Raw genomic sequence first — 21,703 nt, 5'->3', positions numbered from 1 at the left:
AAACTCAGGCGTCAGGCAAGCCCAACAAACGCCTGTTGGAAGCCGCATCGCTGGCCACGCTGACAAAATCGTCAAAGGCCTTTTGGCTTCGGGTAATCATGTTGTCGCGGATAAACCCCGCGCCTTCAGCAGCGCCTTGGGCGGCGTCTTTCAGGCAACACTCCCACTCCAGCACGGCCCAGCCGGTGAAACCGTATTGAGTCAGCTTGCTGAAGATCGACTTGAAGTCGATCTGGCCATCACCCAGCGAACGAAAGCGTCCCGGGCGCTCGACCCAGCCCTGGTAACCGCCATAGACACCCGAGCGCGCGTCGGGACGGAACTCCGCATCCTTGACGTGGAACATGCGGATACGTGAGTGATAACGGTCGATAAAGCCCAGATAGTCCATCTGCTGAAGCAACAAGTGGCTGGGGTCATAAAGGATTGCCGCGCGGGGGTGCTGATTGACCGCCTCAAGGAAACGCTCAAACGAGGCCCCGTCGTGCAGGTCTTCACCGGGGTGAATTTCGTAGCACAGGTCGACACCGGCCTCATCGAAGCAATCGAGGATAGGCAACCAGCGCTTGGCCAGTTCGGCAAAACCTTGCTCCACCAACCCGGCAGGACGCTGTGGCCAGGGGTACATGTAGGGCCAGAGCAAGGCGCCGGAAAAGGTCGCGTGCGCCGTAAGACCCAGACGCTGGCTGGCACGCGCCGCCAGCTTCAATTGCTCGATCGCCCATTCCGTACGCGCCTGGGGCTGGCCACGCAGATGAGCCGGCGCGAAATCATCGAACAGCGCATCGAACGCCGGGTGCACGGCCACCAACTGCCCTTGCAGGTGAGTGGACAGTTCGCTGATTTCAACCCCCGCGCTGGCGCACACGGCCTTCAGCTCATCGCAATAGCTCTGGCTTTCGGCTGCGCGTTCAAGGTCGATGTAGCGCGTGCCCAGGGTCGGCAGTTGAATGGCCGTGTAGCCCTGGGACGCTGCCCAATGGGCGATACTGGCCAGGGTGTCGAAAGGCGCTTCATCGGCGATGAACTGCGCCAGGAATATTCCGGGGCCGCGCATACCTTGAGGGGCCAGGGCGTTTGGGGTAACGGCAGGCGTCTGCGGTTTCATCGGCTGCACTCCAACGGGGTCCACTTTGCATCGCTGGTATGGCTGGCGATGGCCGCTTCGATAAAGGCCATGCCTCGCAGGCCCACCTCGATCCCTGGCACACCCGGCGCGGTGTGGCCTTTAACCTCCCCGCGAATAGCCTGGGCAAAATCGCCATACAGATTGGCCATGGCTTCCAGGTAACCTTCGGGATGGCCAGCGGGCAAGCGCATACGCTGGGTCGCGGCCTCGCACAACCACGGCTGCCCGGTGCCGGAGCGCAAGACGCGCATCGGTTGGTCCAATGAACGATGAATCAGGCTGGCGGGTTGTTCCTGGCGCCATTCCAGGCCGCCCTTGTCACCGTAGACACGAATACTCAGCGGGTTCTCTTCCCCCGCGCAGACCTGGCTGGCGATCAGCACGCCACTGGTGCCCTGCTCCATTTTGAACAGCATGGCGGCGTCGTCGTCCAACTGACGGCCCTCTATGTGCACTCCCAGGGTGGCGCACAGGTGGGTGACTGTTTGATCAGCCACAAACTCCGCCAGGGAAAAGGCATGGGTGCCGATATCGGCGATGCAGCCGCCCACCCCGGACAATTCCGGCTGCCCGCGCCACTCGGCCTGCTTGTTGCCCTGCCCGGCCACATCCTGGCTGAGCCAGCCCTGGGGATACTCCACCAGGACCTTGCGCACCGCGCCAATCACGCCACTGCGCACCATTTCCCGCGCTTGCCAGACCATGGGGTAACCGAGGTAGGTGTGGGCCAGGCCATACAGGCCGGAGCTGGTGTCCAACACGTCCTTCAACGCGCGCAGTTCAGCCAGATTCAGCGCAGCGGGCTTCTCGCTGAAGACATGAAACCCTGCGTCCAGCGCCTGGCCGGCTACCGGCGCATGTAGATGATTGGGCGTGACGATCACCAGCAGTTCCATGCGTTGCTCCGCAGGCAGTGCCCGCTCGGCCTCCAACATCAATTGCCACGTGCTGTAGCAGCGCGATTGCGCCAAGCCAAGTTGGCTACCCGTACGCTGATTGTTCTGCGCGTCGCGACTGAACGCACCGCAAACCAGCTCAAAGCGCCCATCGAGCCCCGCTGCCTGACGATGGGCTTGGGCGATAAACGAGCCCTCCCCTCCACCGACAAAGCCCATTCTTATTTTGGGTATCACTGTGTTCATCGCTGACCTTCTCTGTCCGGCTCGGTTGAAAGCTGTTTTCATTAGAATGTAACCGGTTACATTTCAGCTGGAATTTATGCGCTGGAGGGTAAGCTGTCAAATCGATAATCCACGGTCGCGAGGATTTAAGCGCAGGCAGACCTGCTGTAAGCTCGCCCGACGCACAGTTCAAACATGAGGTGATTTTGTCCAATATTCGTGAAGTCGCCCGGCTTGCCGGCGTTTCGGTGGCTACCGTATCGCGCACCCTGACATCACCCGACCGCGTGCGTCAGGCCACACGGGACAAGGTCAACGCTGCCGTCGAAACTGCGGGTTATCGCCCCAACTTGATGGCAGTCCAGTTTCGCTCTCGGCGCACCGCCAACCTGGTCATCCTCGTCCCAAAGATTGCCAACACGTTTTTCGCGCGCGTGATCAGCGGCGCACAACAGGCCGCCCAGGCCGCGGGTTATCGACTGTTGCTCTGCGACACCCAGGGCCGCGAAGAAATCGAGCGCGAGTTTGCCGAGCTGGTTGACGCCCATCAGGCGGATGGCGTGATTCAGTTGCGCGCCTACGATCCTTTCCCGGCCGACCGCGCAGACACCCCGCCGATGATCAACGCCTGCGAAGTGATCAAGGGCGGGCGCCATCCCACAATCAGCCTCGACAACCAGGCAGCCGCCAAAGCGATGACCGAACACCTGATCGGCTTGGGGCATCGTCGGATTGGCTTGATCAAGGGCCCTCAAAGCAGCCCATTGACCCAGGATCGAGTGGCGGGCTACCAGGCGGCATTGGCTCAGGCAGGTCTCACCAGCGACCCGGCGATTATTTGCCATGGCGACTTCAGCTTGCGCGCCGGCTATGACGGTGCTGCCACCCTGCTGGCGCTACCCGATCACCCCACTGCGCTGTTTTGCGAGAACGACGAGATGGCCATTGGCGCGCTCAAGCGCATCAAGGAAGCAGGCCTACGCGTGCCTGAAGATATCTCTTTGGTGGGATTCGATGATATTCCGTTGGCGCATTACTGTGATCCGCCGCTGACCACCATTTCCCAGCCCGCCGAAGGCTTTGGGCGCAGGGCCGTTGAGATGCTGATCAACCTGATCGAAAAAAAAACCAATCTTCAGCAGCATGTGATCCTGCCTTTTGAACTGACTATACGTAAAAGCTCTGCTGCGCCGTCAGTTCAACAGACAGTGGGGCGCCCCTGATATCGTGGAAAAGCAGCCACACCAGGACCAGCAAAGATAGTGGCTCGCAAGAGGCTGACCGGATCAGTGATACCTCGATATCTGAATCAAGGAGTGTTTTGCGGCTTTCCTGGAAGTGGCCATTAGGTAGGGCTGTGGTAGGGGCGCGACCATATCCGATCAAAGATAACCTCCTCCACTCATATGCTGAGTTGAAGAATCGCCGCTCGCGATCGCTCGTGCATCCCGTCCCATAGAGGGCAAAAACGGGGGGCATCATTAGTTTTTAACGACCTGAAACCACCGTTCTAGAGCCCAGTCAGAATGTTTTTGGGGGATCCGGATAGTCTTTGAAGAAACCCTCAGCAGGCCTGTCAAAAATATATGTAAAAAAGGCGCCTTCTCAGGCGCCAAAGGCCTACCGCTCAATTTCATGACGTACCAAGCACCTTCGTGCTCGCGTGAAAACCTGCGTATACGCCTACCCAACTGTTTTCTGGAAGCGCGCAGGTTTGCGAAACAGTCGAAAATCGTCGAATTTCTGCCCGTAGATAAATGGCAGGTAAGCCTCCGCATCCGGGAGCACATCAAGCCGCGGCACCGTCCAGCTCGACTCACCTTCGGTGTAATAGGCTGTGCCAACGGAAATCACTGGGATGGTGTGAAGCGGGTCCAGCGCCGTACCGCTGAGTTTGAGGGTCCCTGCCCCGACACGTTTTACCCGCAGGTTTTCCTGGTTCTTCATGCAATTCAAAATCGGGTCATGCTGCAGGCCGTAACCCGAGGAGTGAGGTACCGCCTTGATTTCAAAGTCGTAGCCTTCACTGCTTGAAGGTCCGATGTTTTCGCCAAACTCGGCCTCGATCTCGATCAACCGTGCACCATTACGCTCACAGAAGCCATAGGCTTCGTGGCCATCGAGATAGACCTGAGCAGTCCCGGTTTTCTTCGCCTCGCCCCACATCTCCCGGCCGATCGTGACGGGCATGTCGCCACTCACAATAAGCACCAGCATGGTCGTGCCTTCAAGCTCCTTGTACCGGCATTTGAGAGAAATGATGCCGCAGTCAAACTCACCACACAGCTCGCTCTGCCAACGGGAAACACTGGCAATCGCGGTGGGTGTTTCCGGCAATTCGAAACAGGGTGGCAACACCGAGCGCAAGAACTCGAATGTGGTTTCGAACTCAATCGACAGCGCCTCAATCGTGCAGCGCCCCTCGGAGAGAATGCGTTGAATTTCTTGAAGTTCTTCTTTGGTTTTAACAAAGCTCATGGCAATCAATCTCCCTCGATTGAGGCTTTCAATTGTTGGATAACTGCTTCGGCCACGCCTTGCGAAGAAGCCGGGTTCTGACCGGTTATCAACGCACCGCTGACCACCACGTGGCGCTCCCAATCACGGGTCTTGGAATACACTGCGCCAAGCGCTTTCAAGTCGGTTTCGACAAGGTACGGAACGACTTTTTCCAAACCTACTGCGGCCTCCTCACTGTCACTGAATGCCGTGACCTGTACGCCTTCGACCAACGGGCGGCCGTCACGCTTGCGTGCTTCCAGCAACGCGCAACCTGCGTGGCAGATGGTTGCAACAGGCTTACCCTGGGTAAGAAGCGACTCGATAAGCGTGATGGAATCGGCCTGGTTTCGCAGATCCCACAACGGGCCGTGCCCACCGGGATACACCACCGCGCTGACCTGCGAATCGACAATCGCCGACAATTTGATGGTCGAACCCAGGCGCTCCTTGAGCAGGCCATCCGCCCCATAGCGTTTGTACAGAGGGTGATCCTTGAAGGCATCAATCGACAGTGGGTCCACTGGCGCACGCCCTCCCTTGGGTGACGCCAGCCGGACCGAGAAACCCGCATCGACAAAGGTGTAATACGGCACAACAAACTCCTCGAGCCACAGCCCGGTGTCGCGGCCGGTGTCGCCAAAGGAATCATGCGAAGTCAAAACAAACAAAATACTCATCAAGCGCACTCCACAACGTATGCATTGAAGACAGGGAGTCAGGCAGCGGTTTGCTGTTCCCAGAGGGCCTGAGCGCTTGACCAGGTTTGATTCACGTCCTGACCGTCGGCGGTTCTCCAGGTGATGGGGCCGACCATTTGCAAAATGAATGTGGTGTCGGCAAGCATTTTGGTTTCTTCGTGTTCAGCGCCGGTCGCCTCATACAAGAAGCCATGCTGGACACACAGCGCACCACCCTTTTCCGGGCCGCCCCGCAACTCGAGAATGCCCTCGAACACATAGCCTTCCGCCGGCCCATGGTGAATGTGCGGCAACAGAATCGAGCCGTTGGGGCAGTAAAACATGACGGTCCAAATACCGAACTCAGGCGACACGTGCAGCAGTTTCCACTTCACGCCACCAGTGTGAAACTGCTCGGGAAACGCCTGCCATTCGACTTGGTCAACCTGTACATAAGCGTCTTGTGGTTTCTGGATAAGGTTCATTTCAGGCCTCACGGTTTGTGGCTATCGGTGGGCACACGCTACAGGCAGGGCTCGGTTGGCCCTATCCAGAATCGGCAATGCACACGCCGGGCGCAGGCCCGAAACCAACAACAATGGAGTTGCCGAAAATGGCTATCGACTTAGGGTTTCAGCCCTTAGCTTTCAGGGTGTAGATAACCCGGCGAGTGCGCCTCGCCACTTCGAGGAATAAGAAGATGACTAAAACAATATCGGTTATAGGCACCGGCCTGATGGGCTCCGGATTGGCCAGTACGCTGCTTGCGGCAGGCCGCAAGGTCACCGTGTGGGACGGTCGTGCGCAAGCCGCCCAACCGCTGGTGGCAAAGGGCGCCACCCTGGCGCCCTCTTTCGTCGACGCCGTGCATGCCAGTGAGCTGATCATCATGATTATCAGCAGTGCAGCGGGCGGGGCATCATTGATTGAAAGCCACAGCGAGGCGCTGGACTTGAAGGGTCGATTTGTGGCGAACCTCAGCACCTCGATGCCAGAAGATGGCCCCCGCTTTCGCGCCGCAGTTGAACGTCGCGGGGGGACCTTTATCAATGCCGCCATTTCCTCCTACCCTGACTTGATTGGCGGGCCTTACACGGCGATCCAATACGCCTGTGCGCCGTCAGTTTGGGATGAGATTGCACAAACGGTCACTCCGATGGCGCCTCAGGGCACTATTTACACGGGTGAAGACCTCTCGGTGCCGCCGATTGTCGATGCAGCCATGACCGGCAGCTTTTACGCGGTCGCCCTTGCGGGCTTCCTGGAGGCTGCGGCTTACGCCAAAACCCAGGGCGTGAGTGCCGGCCAACTGGCTGAGTTTGCGGACAAGATGCTCGACCTGCTGCGCTATAAAGTGCAAAAAAGCATCAAGGAAATCGAGGCCAACGATTTCAGTACCATTCAGGCAACAGTTGACGTTTACCTTGATGCAGTTCTGCAATGGCGCGATGCACTCAAGGCCAGCGGCCTGCGCGCCAGCCATATTTCGGCGCTCGCCGACGACCTGAAAATTGCCCAGGACGCTGGCCATGGTGCCTTGGGCTTCAACTCGCAATACCTGGTAGCCGGCGCTTAGATCTCGGCGAAGACAAAGAAAAGCCGGCTCAAACAGAGCCGGCTTTTTCATGGGTGCAGATTCAATGATGACGCCGATGCGCCCCCAGGCGGCTGAGCGTCTCGGAAGGCAACTCGCCGTAAAAATCATGATAGTACTTTGAAAAACGCCCCAGATGGCTGAAGCCGGAATCCAGGGCAGCCCCCTGGATCGTGTCTCGGGGTGAGGACATCAGCAGCTTGCGGGCCATATTCAAGCGCACCGATCTCAAGTAGTTCAGCGGTGTCATGCCCAAGACGTCCTCGAAACTGTATTGCAGCGTCCGTCGGCTGATCCGTAGATGATTACACAAGTCCAGCACGCCAATGCCCTCGTCCTGGACATGCTGGACGAAGAACTCACAGCTCTTTTCCACGATGTACGACCGGGTTGAGGGTGGAATCACCAGGCAGCTGGACCGCTCGAAATCAAGGATTTCCTGCACACAGTCAAACACCTTTTCCAGGCTGACGCTGAGTGGGTTTTGCCCGATCCCGGCCTGGACATCACTCAGGTGAGACTTGAGATTCAATTCAAAATCGACTTGGGTCTCCCTTGCAGGTTGCACGAATCTTTCGAAAGGCTTGGAGTCGCTATTCAAGAACGCTTCAGTGTTGAAGCGCTCAAAAAAGGCCGCCTTGCTGACGGTCAACATCAACGCTTCGATAGGTGCTTTGGCGACTGCATGGAAAGAGCGTCCCGACGAGACATGAAACGTGTTCGCGTTGACATATCTACCGTTAAGCAAAACATCTTCTTCTGAGCGTACATTGACGATGACGATCGAATCCAACGGGACATGGCAGATCTGCTCCACACATGGGCTGTTCATGGTCTCACGAGTGATCAGCATCTTCCCGGCGATGGAGTGGCTGGCGATGGCGCCGTGAAAAGGCGCCTTTTTTTCCAACTGATGGTAACGGTTGTCATCCCATTCACTCAGGCACCCGGCGTGCTCGAATGCATCATGGCTCTCCATAAAGCGAAACTGGGTAGCGTTTTGGGGGTTAAGAGGGACCATCATGCGATCTCGCCGTTTCTCGGGTGGTGCGGGACCGTTCGCAAGCTTCGTGCCGATCTTCGATGACCTGCTATCCAATAGCTGCGAATGAAACACGCAAGCGTCTGGAGCGCACCTTTCGAGCCGAAAAAGAAAACCGTTTGGCGTCCCGGGACTGGAGCCGTCTTACCCATCAAACGGTGCAATCGCCACAAACTGGGTCGGACGACCCACACTGGTGCAAATCTACTCAACCTGCTCCGGATTAACCGGGAAGAAACTACTCACGTCGCGGTTTTCAAAGGATCAGCCAAAGTGACCGGAAGTGGCACCGCCGTCTAACGAATAGACGATCCCGTTGGTATAGCTCGCCTCGTCCGAAGCCAAGTGGAAGATCACCTTAGCGACTTCATCGGGCCGGGCAAACCGACCCAGTGGTACCTCCTTGGTATAGGCCTGCATTTCAGCGCCAGGGTCATCGGCTTCGGCGAACAGGCTGTCCATCATCCGCGTCTGCACAAAGCCTGGGCATACGACATTGCTACGGATACCCCAAGGCCCGTAGTCCAGGGCCAGGCACCGCACCAGCCCCAATACTCCGTGCTTGGACGCGCAGTAAGCGGCGTAACCCGATGCGCCACGTACCGATGCGTCGGATCCGACAGCTACAAACGCTCCACGCCGCTGCGCCATGAAAATCGGCATCGAATGCTTGGCCATCAACCAGGTCCCGGTGAGGTTCACTCCCAGCATGAACGTCCAGTCCTGGGCCGACAGCGCGTGAACCAGCCCCGTTCGTGCGACGCCTGCGCAGGGCACTACGGCATGCAGCGCAAGGTTGAAGGATTTCACCCACTCAAACAGTGCGTGTACTTCGTGTTCTTGAGAAACATCCACCACCCGTGAAAGGAACCTTCCCACCTCGATTTTTTTGGCAGTCTCCTGCAGCCCGCTCTCCGACAGATCACAACCGATGACGCTGTAGCCCTGCTGTGCGAAATGGATCGCCGTTGCCTGGCCGATACCGAAGCCCGCTCCGGAAATAACCACAAGGTGCTCTTCATTATTCATGGACCCGCTCCACATTTTCTTGAGGCTGAGCGCCTAACGTAGCGTCGAGCAGGTCACTGACTGTAGCCAATATCGGCAAGCGGACGGATTGCCAAAAACGGATACGAGGTCGCACTCGCCCGGCGTAGGCTGAATCCAGGTCGCACTCACCCCGCGGCCGGCAACACTGAGTACCGCTGCCATAATAATTCTCTAAAACAGCCAAAGCGGACGGCCTCGCAAGCACACGTCCAGAGAGCAACGACATGAGCAAAGCTGACGTTGGACACGGCACAGGAATGATGACTACAAGCGAAAGCTTGAACACGGATCTGTTGAAACAACTGGAAGCCATGAATGAGCCCGAACACACGCAATCCGAATGCTGGAGCAGTGCGGCCCCGCTCGTTCGAGAGGCTTCCTTCTGGATCCTTTTGGGGGCCGCTCTGTGGATCGGCACCTTGCTGGCTGTAGGAGCAACGGCATGAGCACCTCAAATAGCGTCGAACAAGAAGCCCTCGCGGGCCGGTTGCCGGTTCTGTCGGGCAACCGCGTGTACAAATCCTATGGTTCGTTCCTGTGGACCTGCTGCGCATTCAGTGCAGCCACCTGGGCATTCCTGATTGGCAGCTACCTGCCCTTTGTCGGGGATTGGCGGCTCGGTGTCATGGGCTACGTGATTGGCTTGATTATCGGCATGGCGCTGGTGTCGCTCGCATCTGGAGTACCCAGCTACAAATACGGCACCGACCCGATTGATACCGCCAAGGCATCTTTTGGCTATCGCGGCATTGTGGTGCCGCTGTTTGGTCTGATGGCCACCTTGATCGGCTGGTCTTATGTGGTCGAGGCGCTGACTGCCAGGGGCGCAGCAAACGTTGCAGCGACAGTCACAGGCACCCAGGTCACCGGCGACTCACATGAGCATCTGGTCATCGGCGTGGCGTTGCTGGCGCTGTTCGTTGTCTGGTTTATCGCCTGCAAGGGACCGAAATTCTTCGAGCGCCTCAATGGCTATATCGGCCCGTTGCACATGCTGATCACCTTGATAATGTTCGGCATCCTGGTGCATAAGTTCGGTCTTGAAAGCCTGTGGCACAGCCAGGTGCCACAGGACCAGATGCTCTCCCATGATCCCGTACAGGGCTTGGCACTCGCGGTAGAGTTTGGCGTTTCCAACTCAATGACGTGGTGGCCGATCATGGGTGGCCTGACCCGCCTGGTCAAAAGCAAACACCATGTCATGGGCCCCTCGATCATCGGCGTAGGGATCCTCGGTGCAGCTGTCGTATCAACTGTCGCGGCCCTCGCTGCGATCAGCGCGGGGACCTACGACCCGACCATCTGGATGATTGCCGTTGGCGGCCCGGTGTTCGGATCCATCGTGATGAGCATTGTCCTGACGGCCAACATTGCGACCATGGTGGTGATGATTTACCTGGCCGGGGTGTCCATTCAGCAGGTGAAGTTCTTCGCGCGATTGAAATGGGAACTGCTGCTCGCACTGCTCCTGCTGCCCGGTGTGTACTTTGCCTTCGAGACCGAATGGCTGCTGTCCAAGGTGATGAGCTGGCTGTCGTACAACGGCGTGATGTTCGTCGGCATCTCAGGAATCACACTGGTCGACTACTTCATCCTCAGGCGCGAGCAACTGGATGCGCCCAGTTTGTTCGCCACGCGTAACAGCCACTACGCCTATTGGGGCGGGGTAAATTGGGTTGCCGTCGGCATCAGCGTTGTCGCCGTGGTGGGTTATCTGGCGATGTACGATCCGGTGACGGTGGCGATGAATGGGTCGTTCCGCTACCTCGGTGCATCCATTCCGGTCATCGCCCTCTCGGGCGCCGCGTATTACCTGGCGGTAAGGCTCATCGTGGCGCCATTGGGCAAAGGTCACTACACAAAAGGAACGGCGCTCAGTAGCCGCCCCACACTTGACCCTATCCCGGGGCCCGGCGCCATGAAGGTCAGCCTCTAACGCCCTGCTGCAATCCAGCCGATGCCCAGCACCCGCTGATCCGGCATTTTGGTTCCCTCCCAGGGCGTCTTATAGGCGCCCTTTTTTTGCGGTGCACATAGTCACCTATGCCCAAAGAAGGCGCTGCGTATGCCATCGATTTATTCAATAAAATTCAGGATGCTCGCCCTGACGGGCCTTTGCCTGCTAACCGTGCTGGCAAGCGTCATAGCCATCAACCTCTATCAAGGCAAAATCTCCTCTAAAGAGATCAGAAAGCAAAGCGCCGAACTTTTGGAAATCGCCGCGCGCGACCAATTGATCAGTACCGGCAAAGCCCAGCAATTGCGTATCGAAAACAAGTTCAGCAATGCCAACCAGTTGGCGCAGCTTGTGGCGCTGCAAATGAGCACCCTGCGGGACCAGTATACCGAGGGCAGGATCAGCGCTGAAAACTTGCGCCGCGATATGGTTAAAAGTATCCATCGAGCGATCGTCTCCAACCCCGCCTTCCTGGGATTGTACGTCGCGTTCGAGCCCGGCCAGGCGGGCGGAGAGGATCTGGATTTCAAGGGCAAGGCTGAGTTCGGTTCAAACGAAACCGGACGCTTTTCAACCTACTACTCGCGTTACGGCAGCATTGACTTCGAACTGACTGCCCTTGACGAAAAAGCCATCAATGGCGACCAGCTCAACGCCAGTGGCCAACCGATGAACTATTGGTACAGTTGTTCGAAAAGCACACTCAAGCCTTGCATCACTGCGCCTTACTTCGACACCTTGAATGGGCACACCGAAGGGCTGGTCTCGCTGGCTTTGCCTTATGTGGAAAAGGGTAAATACATTGGGGTGCTGGTGGTGGATTTGAGCCTGAACGACCTTCAGGAACAAAGCGTGGCGCTGGCTCGGGGCATCTACAACGGGCACTCCACAGTGAGTGTCGTCAGCGATACCGGGATCATCGCCGCCAACAGCGCTTCAGCGAAAACAACAGGTAAGCCCGCTTCAGAAATCTGGCCGGATTATGGTGCCCGATTTCAGCGTGGAACTTTCGAATCGGGTGTGGTGCTGGCGCGTGAACAAGGCAACTTCCAACTGTCACTGCCCTTCTCGCCCATTGAAAATTCCGCCCCCTGGGCCGTAAAGATCGATGTGCCTTGGGATACGCTGATGGCCCCCTCCGAGAAACTGGCAGACCAGCTCGATACCAGACAGCACCTGAGTACGTGGCACATGCTGGTTTCGGCCTCCGTGCTAGGGGCCTTGGGCCTGGCACTGTGCGCGCTGGTCATTCACAAATCGCTGCGGCCGCTTCAGTTGATCACGCAAATGATCACGGACATCGCCAGCGGCGACGGCGACCTGACTCGGCGGATCAACTATCACCAGCCCAACGAACTGGGTGAGCTTTCAAGCGGCTTCAACCGCTTTCTGGACCAGTTGCATCATTTGATCAAAGAGATCCATGCCGCTACGGGGCAAACGCGTGAGGCCACTCAGCATGCGGCAACGATTGCGCACGCCACCCGCAGCCAGTTGAGCGCACAGGCCAACGAGGTTGACCAGGTCGCTACAGCGTCGACTGAAATGGCCGCAACGGCCCAGGAAATGGCGCGAAACACAGGCTACGCCGCCGACTCTGCACAAGACAGCCACCGAGCTGGATCCCATGCAGACCAAATCATTGTCAGCGCCAGCCAAACCATCCAGAAGCTGTCCCTTGGCATGGCGCAAAACATGTCGCAGGTCAGAACGCTCGCTGACAGCAGCACCGAAATCAGTTCGGTGCTGGAAGTCATACGGGGAATCGCCGAGCAAACTAACCTGCTCGCTTTGAATGCCGCCATCGAGGCTGCGCGAGCAGGTGAGGCAGGCCGTGGTTTCGCGGTCGTTGCAGACGAGGTTCGCACGCTGGCACGACGCACCCAAGAATCTGTCACCAGGAGCCAGCTCGTCATCGAAACGCTCCAGCACAATACCGACAATGTCGTTGCGGCGATGAGTCTGAGCCATGCATTGACCAGCACCACGGTCGAAGAGTTTGCCAAGGTAGGCCACGCACTGGGGCAAATGAGCGTCGGGGTAGAGAAAATCAGCGATTTGACGCTGCAGATTGCCACGGCTACCGAAGAGCAGAGCAATGTGGCGGATGAAGTCAGCACCAACGTCAGCAACATCAGGGACTTCACTCGGACACTGGCAGAGAATGCAGAAATACTGGAAACCGTGAGTGTCCGCCTGGACCAACTGGCCAAAACCCTTGAAGAGAAAGTCGGCCACTTCAAGATCTGAGTCGCCGTGTGGTTAAAGGGGCTCGGCCTTCGCGGGCATTAGAATGGTCGTCCATAAAGCGATCGCCGTTTCGACCATTTGCTCGCGAACGCCGGATGTCGGGTTTAGCTGGTCCTGATAAAAGAAGATCCCATCGATTTGCGTCGCGATCAGTGCGGCGTAAGTACGCACCTGATCGTTTGGCAATTGGGGGCTGATCTCAGTGATCAACCGGCAAAAGCCCATCAGAAACTGATCGTACTGTTCAACCATCAATGCCTTGATAGACGCGTCGTGACTGGCCAACGCACCCATCTGGAAAAAGAATTTGCCGGTGGCGGAGTCCAGCGTGGCTGCGGAGTTTTCGCGGATAGCCACCGCCAACTTTTCGATTGGCGTCTCGGCGCGGGCTTGTTCGACCAACTGGTTCACCGACTCGACATAGTGACCCAGCTTTGCCGCAATCATCTGGCGACAAAGATTCTCGGTATTGCCACAGTAGTGCTGAAGGTTGTTCAGGCTGATCCCCAACTCCTTGGCGACCTTGCGGGCGGAGAACTGGGCATAGCCGTCGCGGACGAAGACCATCGCGGCGGCATCGTTGATGTCTTCAATCTTCTTGAGCCGCTTGCCGGCACGACTGTAGGGGCTGGCGTCCCCCTCTTTGATTTCACCGTGTTCTGATAGCACGCCCTGGCTGCTCCTTTATCGCGTTACGGCATCTTACGCCCAACAGAATTGCTCACTACAGGTGCGGGTAAGCCGCACCTGTCGAGTTGCCAATTTCGGATAAGCCGTATTAGCGCTGAAGCGTACATTTCGGTGCAGGCGACATCAATGCGATTACCTCAGGGGAATATCATGGCTCAACAACTCACGCTGCTCGGTACAGGCCTGATGGGCTCTGCTTTAGCGAGCTGCTATCTGAATCACGGCGTGGAGGTGACGGTATGGAACCGCTCCCCTGGGAGGTGCGCTGCCCTAGTCAAAAACGGGGCACAGGCAGCGCCCAACCTGGTGTCGGCGCTGGAGGCCAACTCTCTGGTACTGGTCGTGCTGCTGGATTACAGCGTTTTCAGAAGCGTCATGGAGGGGCATGAACATTTGATCGCAGGCCGCGACTTTATCAATTTCATGACCGGTTCGGCGAAAGACGCCACCGAGCTACAGGCCTACATCAATTCTCAGGGAGGGCATTATCTTGAGGCGGCCATAGAGGCCTACCCTGACGATATTGGCCGGGATAGCACGTTGATCCACTATTCGGGGCCCAAGGATATCTGGTCGCGGCATAAACCTCTGCTGCAATTGCCCGGCGCTGCTTCGCGCTGGATAGGCGAGTTAGCCAGCGCTGCCAATGTGTTGGACGCCGCCATGGCCGGTGCATTTTACAACACCGGTATCGGCGCTTTTCTGGAGGCCGTGGACTTCGCCAGGAAAGCTGGTGTCGGTATCGAACCACTCGAAGACTGCCTCGATTACTTTCTTGAACTGCTCAAGACTGAACTGACCGCGGTCATCAAACACCACAAGTCTAATGACTATCGAACAGACCAGGCGACCCTTTCCATTTATGTGGCGGCAGTGAAGTCCTGGCGCCAGACCATGCTCGATTGCGGACAGCGCGCCAGCCTCTTCACCGCCAACCTTCATTGTATGGAAATGGCCGTGGCTGAAGGCCGCGGCCATCTCGGGATAGCCGCCACCTACGCCAGCCACCTTCAAGCCGCAGGTCAAACACGATGAACAGGCTTCAGGGCAAAGTGGCGCTGATTTCCGGCGCAGCATCGGGTATAGGCGCCGCCAGCGCTATCCGTTTTGCAGAAGAAGGCGCCAGGATTGCCTTGTGCGATGTTGATGGTACGAGGGCTGGCGGCGTTCTTGAGGCCATACATGAAATGGGTGGCGAAGCGCTGTTTATTCCGCTGGATGTGCGCGATGAAGACAAGTGGGTCAGCGCGTTCGAAGCGACCGTGGCACGTTTCGGATTCGTCGATGTTGTGATGAACAGTGCCGGCATAGCATTGCCGGGCAACGTCGAAACCATGAGCTTTGAAGATTGGAACAAAGAACTCTCGGTAAACCTGCACGGCACTTTCTTCGGCATAAAGCACGGGTTCAAGTACCTGAGAAACCGTGGAGGCTCGATCATCAATCTGTCTTCGATAGAAGGCATCGTCGGCCATCCGGAATATGCCGCTTACTGCGCCGGCAAGGGAGCCATCCGCAACCTCACCAAATCAGCGGCTTTGCATGCGGGTCGAAGTGGCTACAGGATTCGGGTCAACAGTATTCATCCCGGTTACATCGTGACGCCAATGGTCGGCAATGACACGGCCGAACTGGAACGGCTGGCGAAGTTGCACCCCATCGGCTTTTTGGGCGAAGCGATCGACATCGCCAATATGGCGCTGTTTCTCGCTTCGGAAGAGTCGCGGTTTGCGACAGGGGCTGAATTTGTAGTCGACGGAGGGTTTATCGCACAGTAAAAAGCCCTGGCGAGCACTTCTCATCCACGATAACGAAGTGCCTCGACGATCAGGGCAAAGGCCGGTGACTTGCTCTTCCGGCCAGGATAATAGAGGTGGTACCCGGCAAATGGGGGTGACCAATCTTCGAGCACCTTTACAAGGCGACCATCGGCAATCAGGTTGTCGACATAGTCATTGGTTACGTAAGCGATCCCGAAGCCATCAAGCGCACCCGCAACTAGCATGCTGCCGGAATTAAAAGTGAGTGCACCTTCGACACGTACACGAAGGGCTTGACCCTCTTTTTCAAACTCCCATGAATATAATCCACCCGATGAGGGAAACCGTAGATTAATGCACGTGTGATCAGCGAGATCATGCGGCTTAAGTGGTTTCGGCTTGCGAGCAAAATACGCAGGTGACGCTACTGCCACCATCTTCAATTGAGGGCCGATTCGAACGGCTATCATGTCTTTCTCAACCAGTTCTCCGATCCGAACCCCGCCGTCGTAGCGACCAGAAACAATATCTACGAGTCCAGACTCGGACACTATTTCAACCTGGATATCTGGGTAGTCGGGCAGCAGGCGCGCCAATACCGGCCATAAAAGGGTCTGGGTAACATGCTCCGTTGCATTGATGCGAACAATACCTGCCGGCTTATCACGCAGCTGTGTAAGGTCTGCGAGTTTTGCGTCGATACCTGAAAATGCAGGCGTCAACGTTTCTAACAACCGCTCTCCAGCCTCTGTCGCTGCAACGCTTCGAGTGGAGCGCTTCAGCAGTTGCAAGCCTAAGCGCGTCTCCAGGCGCTGGATTGTCTGACTAAGCGTTGATTGGGAGGTACCCAGAATCCCCGCCGCGCGGGTGAAGCTGCGTTCCTGGGCTACGACCATGAAGGCGTTCAATTCACCAAAATCTTGCCGCCGCATTTATCGATTCCTGACATAAGCCCATTCGTATTATAGCGGCTACTCAATCATCAACGTTCACTGCAAGATAAAACGAAGATGTAGCACTACTCGCTACAGCAGTTGATAGGTGACGATTATGAAGAGCAGAACTCTCGGTAAAAATGGGTTGGTCGTTTCAGCGCTTGGTTACGGCTGTATGGGTTTGAATACCACCTACGGCCAACCATTGGACAGCGCGGAAGGCGTGCGAATGATTCACGCAGCGGTAGAGCGCGGAGTGACCTTATTTGATACCGCTGAGGTGTATGGCCCCTTCATCAATGAATCGTTAGTGGGTGATGCCCTTTCCTCCTATCGGGATAAGGTACACATCGCGACCAAGTTCGGATTCGGTTTGAATCCCGATGGTTCTCGCTACGGCCTGGACAGTCGACCTACGACCTTGCTCAAAGCGGTCGATGGAATGCTGGCTCGGCTGAAGGTCGATAAAATTGACCTCTTGTATCAACACCGCGTCGATCCCAACGTACCGATTGAGGATGTAGCGGGGGCAGTCGGCGAACTGATTGCACAAGGCAAAGTCATGCACTGGGGTCTCTCCGAGGCCAGTGCCTCAACCATTCGCCGCGCGCATGCTACTCAGCCGATCGCAGCCGTTCAAAGCGAATACTCCCTGTGGACTCGAGATGTAGAGAACAACGGAGTTCTCGCCGCTTGCGAGGAACTTGGAATCGGCTTCGTCCCTTGGAGCCCTCTGGGCGCAGGCTTCCTGACCGGCACCATCACAGCCGAAACCAAAATCGACGAGAAAGATTTCCGAAGTGCTGTGCCTCGATTTTCGCCAGAAGCACGCTTGGCTAACATGGCGCTCGTCGACATTTTGAAACAGATCGCCATAGACAAGGAGGCGACTCCCGCCCAACTCGCCCTGGCGTGGTTACTGGCTCAGAAACCATGGATCGTGCCAATTCCGGGCACAACAAAACTCCACCGGCTCGAAGAAAATCTAGGCTCGACGAATATCAAACTCACTGAACATGACTTGCAGAGAATCCAACAAGTACTGTCGACCATACCCGTGCAAGGACAACGCCTGCACCAGGCGGCTCTTGGCCTGGTCGATGCTTGACGCTTGAGACTGGAAGTCAAACTTGCTCTTTGAAGTGCAGCGGCGCTGAAGCCAAGCCGAACGACCGTGTAAGGCGAAGTTACAGCGTCGCAAACTTATCGTTTCGCGCGACGTATTACGAGAGTTCAAAGACGGCCGATGCAGGAATTCAAACGGGTACTCTCTACAGCCTATGAAAAATGTATTCGCCCTGCCTTTGATCATCCAGCGAAACACCTAGCGAATGGAGTCGTTCTCGCAACTCATCGTCATCCGCTCGCACCTTCCAACCCTTCCCTTCGGGTGCGGATTCCCCTGCATCGTGACGATTGATTGCCGCAAGCAGCGTAGCGTGCTCAGGCAAGTAAACTGCCAGTGCGTTGCCTTTCCAAGCGGCGACGTTCAGCCCCATGCTTTCACACATAGCGATCTTGGCCCTGGCATCGTCCCTGTCGGTCTGTCGAGAGCGCTCAATCTGATCGGCAAGAATCGGATCGACTACGCGGTCAGTAAACAGGATTTCGCCCGCCTCCCAAACCTGCGGAGGGCAGGCCTTTTCTTCCGGACGCAAAGCAATGAATGGATTTATTTCCATTGGATAGATTCGGCATACCAGCGGTCGATCGTCATAGATTCCACATCGATCGTCTTCGCCTAGATTCGGGCACTTTTCAAGCGCATTCCCGGCCAGCACCGCTACTACGTTTATCCGTGCACTACCACTGTCGACTTCCATCGCCCGCTGCGCGCCATGGGCATATTGGCCGGGCTGAGACAGCCAGGTCGACTCATTGAATGCCTCCACCACCACGGCCACATCATGACCCCGTTGTAGCCATTGTCTGGTTTCGTTTAACGTCAGCGGGATCAGGCGCCCTTTGCAGCAAACACCGCAGCCGTTACAGGCAAACCGAATCGGTTGATTACTCATATGAAGTTCTCACGCAGGATTTAGATCAACCATGGCGGTGTCTACCACCGCAATACACAGGGTTAGAGCACCAACTGCGCGCAGGGATTATGAAAACTTAAATACGAATAAAATTGCCCGATCCGGGGATCTGATTGCCTGATTCAATGGAATTGCAGGTCACATAGCGATAGATATCTACGAGCACACATCAGGTGAGCGGCGCATGGCTGCAATGGCCGCTGACACTCCCAATCCAAGTAAATAAAAGTGCCTTCCAGACAACTCATCCTGCGCGACCAATGTCGACGCTTTGGGCAATCATTTCAGCAGATTGTGCAATCAGCCAATGATGGCGCCACCCTATACTTCTGAAGCATCCATGTATGGATGAATCAACTTTTACAACATTCCTTCTATGCCGCCACTCGAGCGCGGATCAATAGATGTACCTGCTCAATGATTAAGTTTTTGGAGGAGTTTTCGCGCAAACAAGCTTTTAGATCGGTGTCCTTTCCTGCCCCATGCTCGACTCTGGAGTTAGCAATGAAGAATATTGAAGTAGACAAGAATCGTCGTGTTTTCATTGGCACCTCTGCGGTCGCGTTGTGCGGCATTGCAGTTGCGAGCGGAGGATTGATCACACCCAACTTGGCATCTGCTCAATCCAAAGCTAAAGCGTCGACAGGTCCCGCCGTGATTGGCCAGCCTGACACTAAAGGTATTTCGATCGAGAGGGTCAGCTATCCCAACAGGAATACAGACAGCCATATAGCGGCCAACTTGTTCAAACCGGCTAATTTCGATGCCAGCAAAAAGTACCCTGCCATCGTCATTACGCATCCGATCGGCGGAGTCAAAGAGCAAACCGCGGGGTTGTACGCCCTTCGGCTGGCCGAGCAGGGCTTTATCACCTTGGCTTACGACGCCTCCTATCAGGGGGACAGCGGGGGTGAACCGCGCTTGATGGAACTTCCAACCGCTCGCGTAGATGACGTCAGCAGTTCGATAGATTTTCTGACCACGCTTGCGCAAGTGGATGCCAATCGAATCGGCTCTTTGGGCATTTGTGGTGGAGGTGGCTATGTTCTGAATGCGGCTCAAACGGAACAGCGCATCAAGGCAGTAGCCACTGTCAGCGCCGCCGATATTGGCGATCTGCGCCGCAATGGCTTGGCCAACTCCCGCAGCTACGAGGAGCGTATGAAGTTGCTGCAAGACGCCTCTGCACAGCGCAGCCGTGAGGCTCGTGGGGAGCCTATTCGCCTGACGCCTACGGTGCCGGAATCGACAAAGGATTTCACCGCAAGTACTCCTGTCATGTATCGAGAAGGTTACGAGTATTACCGCACGGCGCGAGGCCAACACCCGAATGCTCCCGGCCGTTCGGTGTTCTCCGCCCTTCCCGCCCAGATGGCTTTTTTCGCCTTTGATCAGGTCGAGACGATTTCGCCACGGCCCGTACTCATGATCGCTGGCGGCAACGCAGACAGCCTGTATTTCAGCGAAAACGCGTACAAGAAAGCGAAGGAGCCCAGGGAGCTTCACTTGGTTCCAGGCGCGACCCATATCGATATGTATGACAAGCCGCAATATGTGGGCCCGGCGGTAGAAAAATTGACGGGGTTCTTCGACAAGCATCTGGTTTAAAACAACTGAGCCGTGCGTCGTGGTGGACATGAATCGCCAGACGGCAATGAAAAGGATCGTCCTTATGTCAATGTTTCTACGCTCCGTCGTGTTTGCACTCGCTGCATTCTGGGCCCTGCTGCTTTGCCCGGTCACTGCCAATGCCGCTGAAAAACTGCGTATCGCGGTGATCGGTGCTGGATCACACGGGGGGACTATAGGTCAGCTCTGGGTGAAGGCTGGCCATGAGGTGATGTTCTCCTCGCGCAATCTCTCAGAGCTTGACGCTATGGTGAAGCGATTAGGCCCGTTGGCGTCGGTCGGTACTCCGCAACAGGCAGCAGAGTTCGCCACTGTAGTTTTCTTCGCCGTACCCTACGACGCACTTCCAAAACTCGGACGCGACCTGGCGCCGGCACTGCGCGGCAAGATAGTGCTGGATGCGACAAACCCTCCGCCGGATGAAGGCAATCCCCTTTCTCGCGAAGCCTACGCCAATGGCGTTGGTGAAACCTCGGCCAAATACCTACCAGGGACACGGCTGGTACGTGCATTCAGTGCAACCGATGCAACATCGATCAATGCGTCCTCGCGTCGTGACGGTGACAAGTTGGGTGTCCCCATTGCCAGTAGCGACCCCCAGGCCCTTCAAGTCGCCGCACAACTGGTGCGCGATGTCGGAAGCGAGCCCGTCATAACCGGCAACCTGGCCACTGCGCGCACCTTTCAACGCGGTGGTGCCGGATTCAGAGCCAACACGGATGCCGCAGCGTTGCGGCAGTTACTGAATTTGCCGCCTGATGCATGACACCGGTCACGGCCAATTTCATTTTGAACACGTCACTTTCAAATTGACCCTATCCAATTCTCAGAGAGTTGCCTCCCATGAGCGTCCTCAACATCAATGGCCGTGATTACACAGTTGACGTGGATCCTGGCACCCCGATTCTTTGGACCCTGCGCGACGCGCTGGGCATGACCGGTACCAAGTTCGGTTGCGGCGCAGCTCTGTGCGGAGCGTGCACCGTTCACCTGGATGGCCAGGCCATTCGTTCCTGTGTCACCCCCATTGTCGCTGCCCAGGGTCGCAAGATCACCACCATCGAAGCGGCGACCAATGGCAGCGACCCGGTCGGTACGGCGGTGCACGAGGCGTGGGTCAAGCACGACGTGGCCCAATGCGGCTACTGCCAGAGCGGGCAAATCATGAGCGCAACGGCGTTCCTCAAAGCCCAACCCAAGGGCAAGCAACCCACAGCGGCCGAGATCGACTCGGCCATGGCTGGCAACATTTGTCGCTGTGGCACTTATGTCCGTATCCGCGCTGCGGTGGCTGACGCCGCCAAAGCCCTTGCCTGATCGGAGCTCTC

21 protein-coding genes and 1 pseudogene are annotated in these 21,703 nt (G+C 56.8%); 12 read left to right on the top strand and 10 right to left on the bottom strand.

Translation table 11 applies throughout. The annotated features are described in order from the left end of the window. Positions 1-4 precede the first annotated feature (4 nt). Positions 5-1,057, bottom strand: coding sequence for a sugar phosphate isomerase/epimerase family protein (locus tag ACIOYV_RS03535; RefSeq protein ID WP_401322588.1), 1,053 nt, complete (start codon positions 1,055-1,057; stop codon positions 5-7). Between the two features lie 47 nt (positions 1,058-1,104). Next, positions 1,105-2,271 (bottom strand): Gfo/Idh/MocA family protein, encoded by a 1,167-nt coding sequence (locus tag ACIOYV_RS03530; protein WP_401320854.1) that lies wholly within the window; start codon positions 2,269-2,271, stop codon positions 1,105-1,107. A 185-nt stretch (positions 2,272-2,456) separates the two neighbouring features. Here ACIOYV_RS03530 and ACIOYV_RS03525 point away from each other — a divergent pair, with 185 nt between their 5' ends. Further along, positions 2,457-3,473: a LacI family DNA-binding transcriptional regulator gene (locus tag ACIOYV_RS03525; RefSeq protein WP_163910093.1), complete on the top strand. Its 1,017-nt coding sequence runs from the start codon at positions 2,457-2,459 to the stop codon at positions 3,471-3,473. 460 nt (positions 3,474-3,933) lie between these two features. Here the strand turns inward: ACIOYV_RS03525 and ACIOYV_RS03520 are convergent, their stop codons facing one another. From ACIOYV_RS03520 to ACIOYV_RS03510, 3 genes are read right to left on the bottom strand one after another with little or no spacing between them, the layout of a single operon-like run. Continuing rightward, a complete protein-coding gene (locus ACIOYV_RS03520) occupies positions 3,934-4,728 on the bottom strand; it encodes an acetoacetate decarboxylase family protein (RefSeq protein WP_054046084.1) in 795 nt (264 codons plus the stop codon). A 5-nt stretch (positions 4,729-4,733) separates the two neighbouring features. Next, positions 4,734-5,429, bottom strand: a complete 696-nt coding sequence (locus ACIOYV_RS03515) for a type 1 glutamine amidotransferase domain-containing protein (RefSeq protein WP_401320851.1) — start codon at positions 5,427-5,429, stop codon at positions 4,734-4,736. 38 nt (positions 5,430-5,467) lie between these two features. Next, a complete protein-coding gene (locus ACIOYV_RS03510; protein WP_054046088.1) occupies positions 5,468-5,914 on the bottom strand; it encodes a cupin domain-containing protein in 447 nt (148 codons plus the stop codon). A 215-nt stretch (positions 5,915-6,129) separates the two neighbouring features. Here ACIOYV_RS03510 and ACIOYV_RS03505 point away from each other — a divergent pair, with 215 nt between their 5' ends. After that, positions 6,130-7,005: an NAD(P)-binding domain-containing protein gene (locus ACIOYV_RS03505; RefSeq protein ID WP_401320849.1), complete on the top strand. Its 876-nt coding sequence runs from the start codon at positions 6,130-6,132 to the stop codon at positions 7,003-7,005. Positions 7,006-7,066: 61 nt separating this feature from the next. Here ACIOYV_RS03505 and ACIOYV_RS03500 read toward each other — a convergent pair whose 3' ends face one another. Together ACIOYV_RS03500 and ACIOYV_RS03495 are read right to left on the bottom strand one after the other, a co-directional pair. Continuing rightward, positions 7,067-8,047 carry a helix-turn-helix domain-containing protein gene (locus ACIOYV_RS03500; protein WP_401320846.1) on the bottom strand — a complete coding sequence of 327 codons (981 nt, stop codon included), beginning with the start codon at positions 8,045-8,047 and terminating at the stop codon, positions 7,067-7,069. 282 nt (positions 8,048-8,329) lie between these two features. Beyond that, positions 8,330-9,094, bottom strand: a complete 765-nt coding sequence (locus ACIOYV_RS03495; protein WP_401320845.1) for an SDR family NAD(P)-dependent oxidoreductase — start codon at positions 9,092-9,094, stop codon at positions 8,330-8,332. Positions 9,095-9,339: 245 nt separating this feature from the next. On the opposite strand from ACIOYV_RS03495, the gene ACIOYV_RS03490 reads away from it, so the two are divergent. The 4 genes and pseudogenes from ACIOYV_RS03490 (at position 9,340) to ACIOYV_RS03475 (ending at position 13,322) form a co-directional block, all read left to right on the top strand. Beyond that, a complete protein-coding gene (locus ACIOYV_RS03490) occupies positions 9,340-9,561 on the top strand; it encodes a hypothetical protein (protein ID WP_401320843.1) in 222 nt (73 codons plus the stop codon). Beyond that, a complete protein-coding gene (locus ACIOYV_RS03485; RefSeq protein ID WP_401320841.1) occupies positions 9,558-11,051 on the top strand; it encodes a cytosine permease in 1,494 nt (497 codons plus the stop codon). Before ACIOYV_RS03490 ends, ACIOYV_RS03485 begins: the two co-directional genes overlap by 4 nt. A gap of 129 nt (positions 11,052-11,180) precedes the next feature. Then, a pseudogene (locus ACIOYV_RS03480) lies at positions 11,181-12,464 on the top strand (HAMP domain-containing protein); the annotation flags it as partial. 153 nt (positions 12,465-12,617) lie between these two features. Beyond that, positions 12,618-13,322, top strand: a complete 705-nt coding sequence (locus tag ACIOYV_RS03475) for a methyl-accepting chemotaxis protein (RefSeq protein WP_401322585.1) — start codon at positions 12,618-12,620, stop codon at positions 13,320-13,322. Between the two features lie 12 nt (positions 13,323-13,334). On the opposite strand, the gene ACIOYV_RS03470 is transcribed toward ACIOYV_RS03475, so the two are convergent. Beyond that, a complete protein-coding gene (locus ACIOYV_RS03470; RefSeq protein WP_401320839.1) occupies positions 13,335-13,991 on the bottom strand; it encodes a TetR/AcrR family transcriptional regulator in 657 nt (218 codons plus the stop codon). A gap of 171 nt (positions 13,992-14,162) precedes the next feature. Between ACIOYV_RS03470 and ACIOYV_RS03465 the strand changes: the two genes are divergently transcribed. Together ACIOYV_RS03465 and ACIOYV_RS03460 are read left to right on the top strand one after the other, a co-directional pair. Next, entirely contained in the window at positions 14,163-15,047 is an 885-nt protein-coding gene (locus tag ACIOYV_RS03465) for an NAD(P)-binding domain-containing protein (RefSeq protein WP_401320836.1), read from the top strand. Beyond that, positions 15,044-15,790, top strand: coding sequence for an SDR family oxidoreductase (locus ACIOYV_RS03460; protein WP_401320833.1), 747 nt, complete (start codon positions 15,044-15,046; stop codon positions 15,788-15,790). Before ACIOYV_RS03465 ends, ACIOYV_RS03460 begins: the two co-directional genes overlap by 4 nt. Before the next feature lie 20 nt (positions 15,791-15,810). Here the strand turns inward: ACIOYV_RS03460 and ACIOYV_RS03455 are convergent, their stop codons facing one another. Beyond that, positions 15,811-16,704 (bottom strand): LysR family transcriptional regulator, encoded by an 894-nt coding sequence (locus ACIOYV_RS03455; protein WP_401320831.1) that lies wholly within the window; start codon positions 16,702-16,704, stop codon positions 15,811-15,813. A gap of 118 nt (positions 16,705-16,822) precedes the next feature. On the opposite strand from ACIOYV_RS03455, the gene ACIOYV_RS03450 reads away from it, so the two are divergent. Then, the gene (locus ACIOYV_RS03450) at positions 16,823-17,815 is read left to right on the top strand and encodes an aldo/keto reductase (RefSeq protein WP_401320829.1); all 993 of its coding nucleotides are present in this window, start codon (positions 16,823-16,825) and stop codon (positions 17,813-17,815) included. Positions 17,816-17,978: 163 nt separating this feature from the next. On the opposite strand, the gene ACIOYV_RS03445 is transcribed toward ACIOYV_RS03450, so the two are convergent. Continuing rightward, on the bottom strand, positions 17,979-18,725 hold the full coding sequence (locus ACIOYV_RS03445; protein WP_401320826.1) for a YkgJ family cysteine cluster protein: 747 nt from the start codon (positions 18,723-18,725) through the stop codon (positions 17,979-17,981). Positions 18,726-19,250: 525 nt separating this feature from the next. Between ACIOYV_RS03445 and ACIOYV_RS03440 the strand changes: the two genes are divergently transcribed. From ACIOYV_RS03440 to ACIOYV_RS03430, 3 genes are all read left to right on the top strand, one after another. Then, positions 19,251-20,354, top strand: a complete 1,104-nt coding sequence (locus ACIOYV_RS03440; protein ID WP_401320823.1) for an alpha/beta hydrolase — start codon at positions 19,251-19,253, stop codon at positions 20,352-20,354. 64 nt (positions 20,355-20,418) lie between these two features. Further along, positions 20,419-21,141, top strand: coding sequence for an NADPH-dependent F420 reductase (locus tag ACIOYV_RS03435; RefSeq protein WP_401320820.1), 723 nt, complete (start codon positions 20,419-20,421; stop codon positions 21,139-21,141). A 77-nt stretch (positions 21,142-21,218) separates the two neighbouring features. Next, positions 21,219-21,692, top strand: a complete 474-nt coding sequence (locus ACIOYV_RS03430; RefSeq protein ID WP_054046116.1) for a (2Fe-2S)-binding protein — start codon at positions 21,219-21,221, stop codon at positions 21,690-21,692. Positions 21,693-21,703: the final 11 nt, after the last annotated feature.

The organism is Pseudomonas sp. NPDC087342 (genome assembly GCF_044744265.1).
Taxonomy (GTDB): Bacteria; Pseudomonadota; Gammaproteobacteria; order Pseudomonadales; family Pseudomonadaceae; genus Aquipseudomonas; species Aquipseudomonas nunensis.
The sequence above is the reverse complement of the archived record's forward strand: the minus strand, read 5'-3'. Positions and strand labels throughout refer to the sequence as shown.

Coding starts and splice junctions, on each gene's coding strand:
- ACIOYV_RS03485 (WP_401320841.1), top strand. CDS start 9,558: ATGAGCACCTCAAATAGCGTCGAACAAGAAGCCCTCGCGGGCCGGTTG.
- ACIOYV_RS03495 (WP_401320845.1), bottom strand. CDS start 9,094: ATGAATAATGAAGAGCACCTTGTGGTTATTTCCGGAGCGGGCTTCGGT.
- ACIOYV_RS03515 (WP_401320851.1), bottom strand. CDS start 5,429: ATGAGTATTTTGTTTGTTTTGACTTCGCATGATTCCTTTGGCGACACC.
- ACIOYV_RS03440 (WP_401320823.1), top strand. CDS start 19,251: ATGAAGAATATTGAAGTAGACAAGAATCGTCGTGTTTTCATTGGCACC.
- ACIOYV_RS03505 (WP_401320849.1), top strand. CDS start 6,130: ATGACTAAAACAATATCGGTTATAGGCACCGGCCTGATGGGCTCCGGA.
- ACIOYV_RS03510 (WP_054046088.1), bottom strand. CDS start 5,914: ATGAACCTTATCCAGAAACCACAAGACGCTTATGTACAGGTTGACCAA.
- ACIOYV_RS03450 (WP_401320829.1), top strand. CDS start 16,823: ATGAAGAGCAGAACTCTCGGTAAAAATGGGTTGGTCGTTTCAGCGCTT.
- ACIOYV_RS03465 (WP_401320836.1), top strand. CDS start 14,163: ATGGCTCAACAACTCACGCTGCTCGGTACAGGCCTGATGGGCTCTGCT.
- ACIOYV_RS03535 (WP_401322588.1), bottom strand. CDS start 1,057: ATGCGCGGCCCCGGAATATTCCTGGCGCAGTTCATCGCCGATGAAGCG.
- ACIOYV_RS03500 (WP_401320846.1), bottom strand. CDS start 8,047: ATGATGGTCCCTCTTAACCCCCAAAACGCTACCCAGTTTCGCTTTATG.
- ACIOYV_RS03430 (WP_054046116.1), top strand. CDS start 21,219: ATGAGCGTCCTCAACATCAATGGCCGTGATTACACAGTTGACGTGGAT.
- ACIOYV_RS03445 (WP_401320826.1), bottom strand. CDS start 18,725: ATGAGTAATCAACCGATTCGGTTTGCCTGTAACGGCTGCGGTGTTTGC.
- ACIOYV_RS03435 (WP_401320820.1), top strand. CDS start 20,419: ATGTCAATGTTTCTACGCTCCGTCGTGTTTGCACTCGCTGCATTCTGG.
- ACIOYV_RS03490 (WP_401320843.1), top strand. CDS start 9,340: ATGAGCAAAGCTGACGTTGGACACGGCACAGGAATGATGACTACAAGC.
- ACIOYV_RS03475 (WP_401322585.1), top strand. CDS start 12,618: ATGGCCGCAACGGCCCAGGAAATGGCGCGAAACACAGGCTACGCCGCC.
- ACIOYV_RS03520 (WP_054046084.1), bottom strand. CDS start 4,728: ATGAGCTTTGTTAAAACCAAAGAAGAACTTCAAGAAATTCAACGCATT.
- ACIOYV_RS03455 (WP_401320831.1), bottom strand. CDS start 16,704: ATGCGGCGGCAAGATTTTGGTGAATTGAACGCCTTCATGGTCGTAGCC.
- ACIOYV_RS03460 (WP_401320833.1), top strand. CDS start 15,044: ATGAACAGGCTTCAGGGCAAAGTGGCGCTGATTTCCGGCGCAGCATCG.
- ACIOYV_RS03530 (WP_401320854.1), bottom strand. CDS start 2,271: ATGAACACAGTGATACCCAAAATAAGAATGGGCTTTGTCGGTGGAGGG.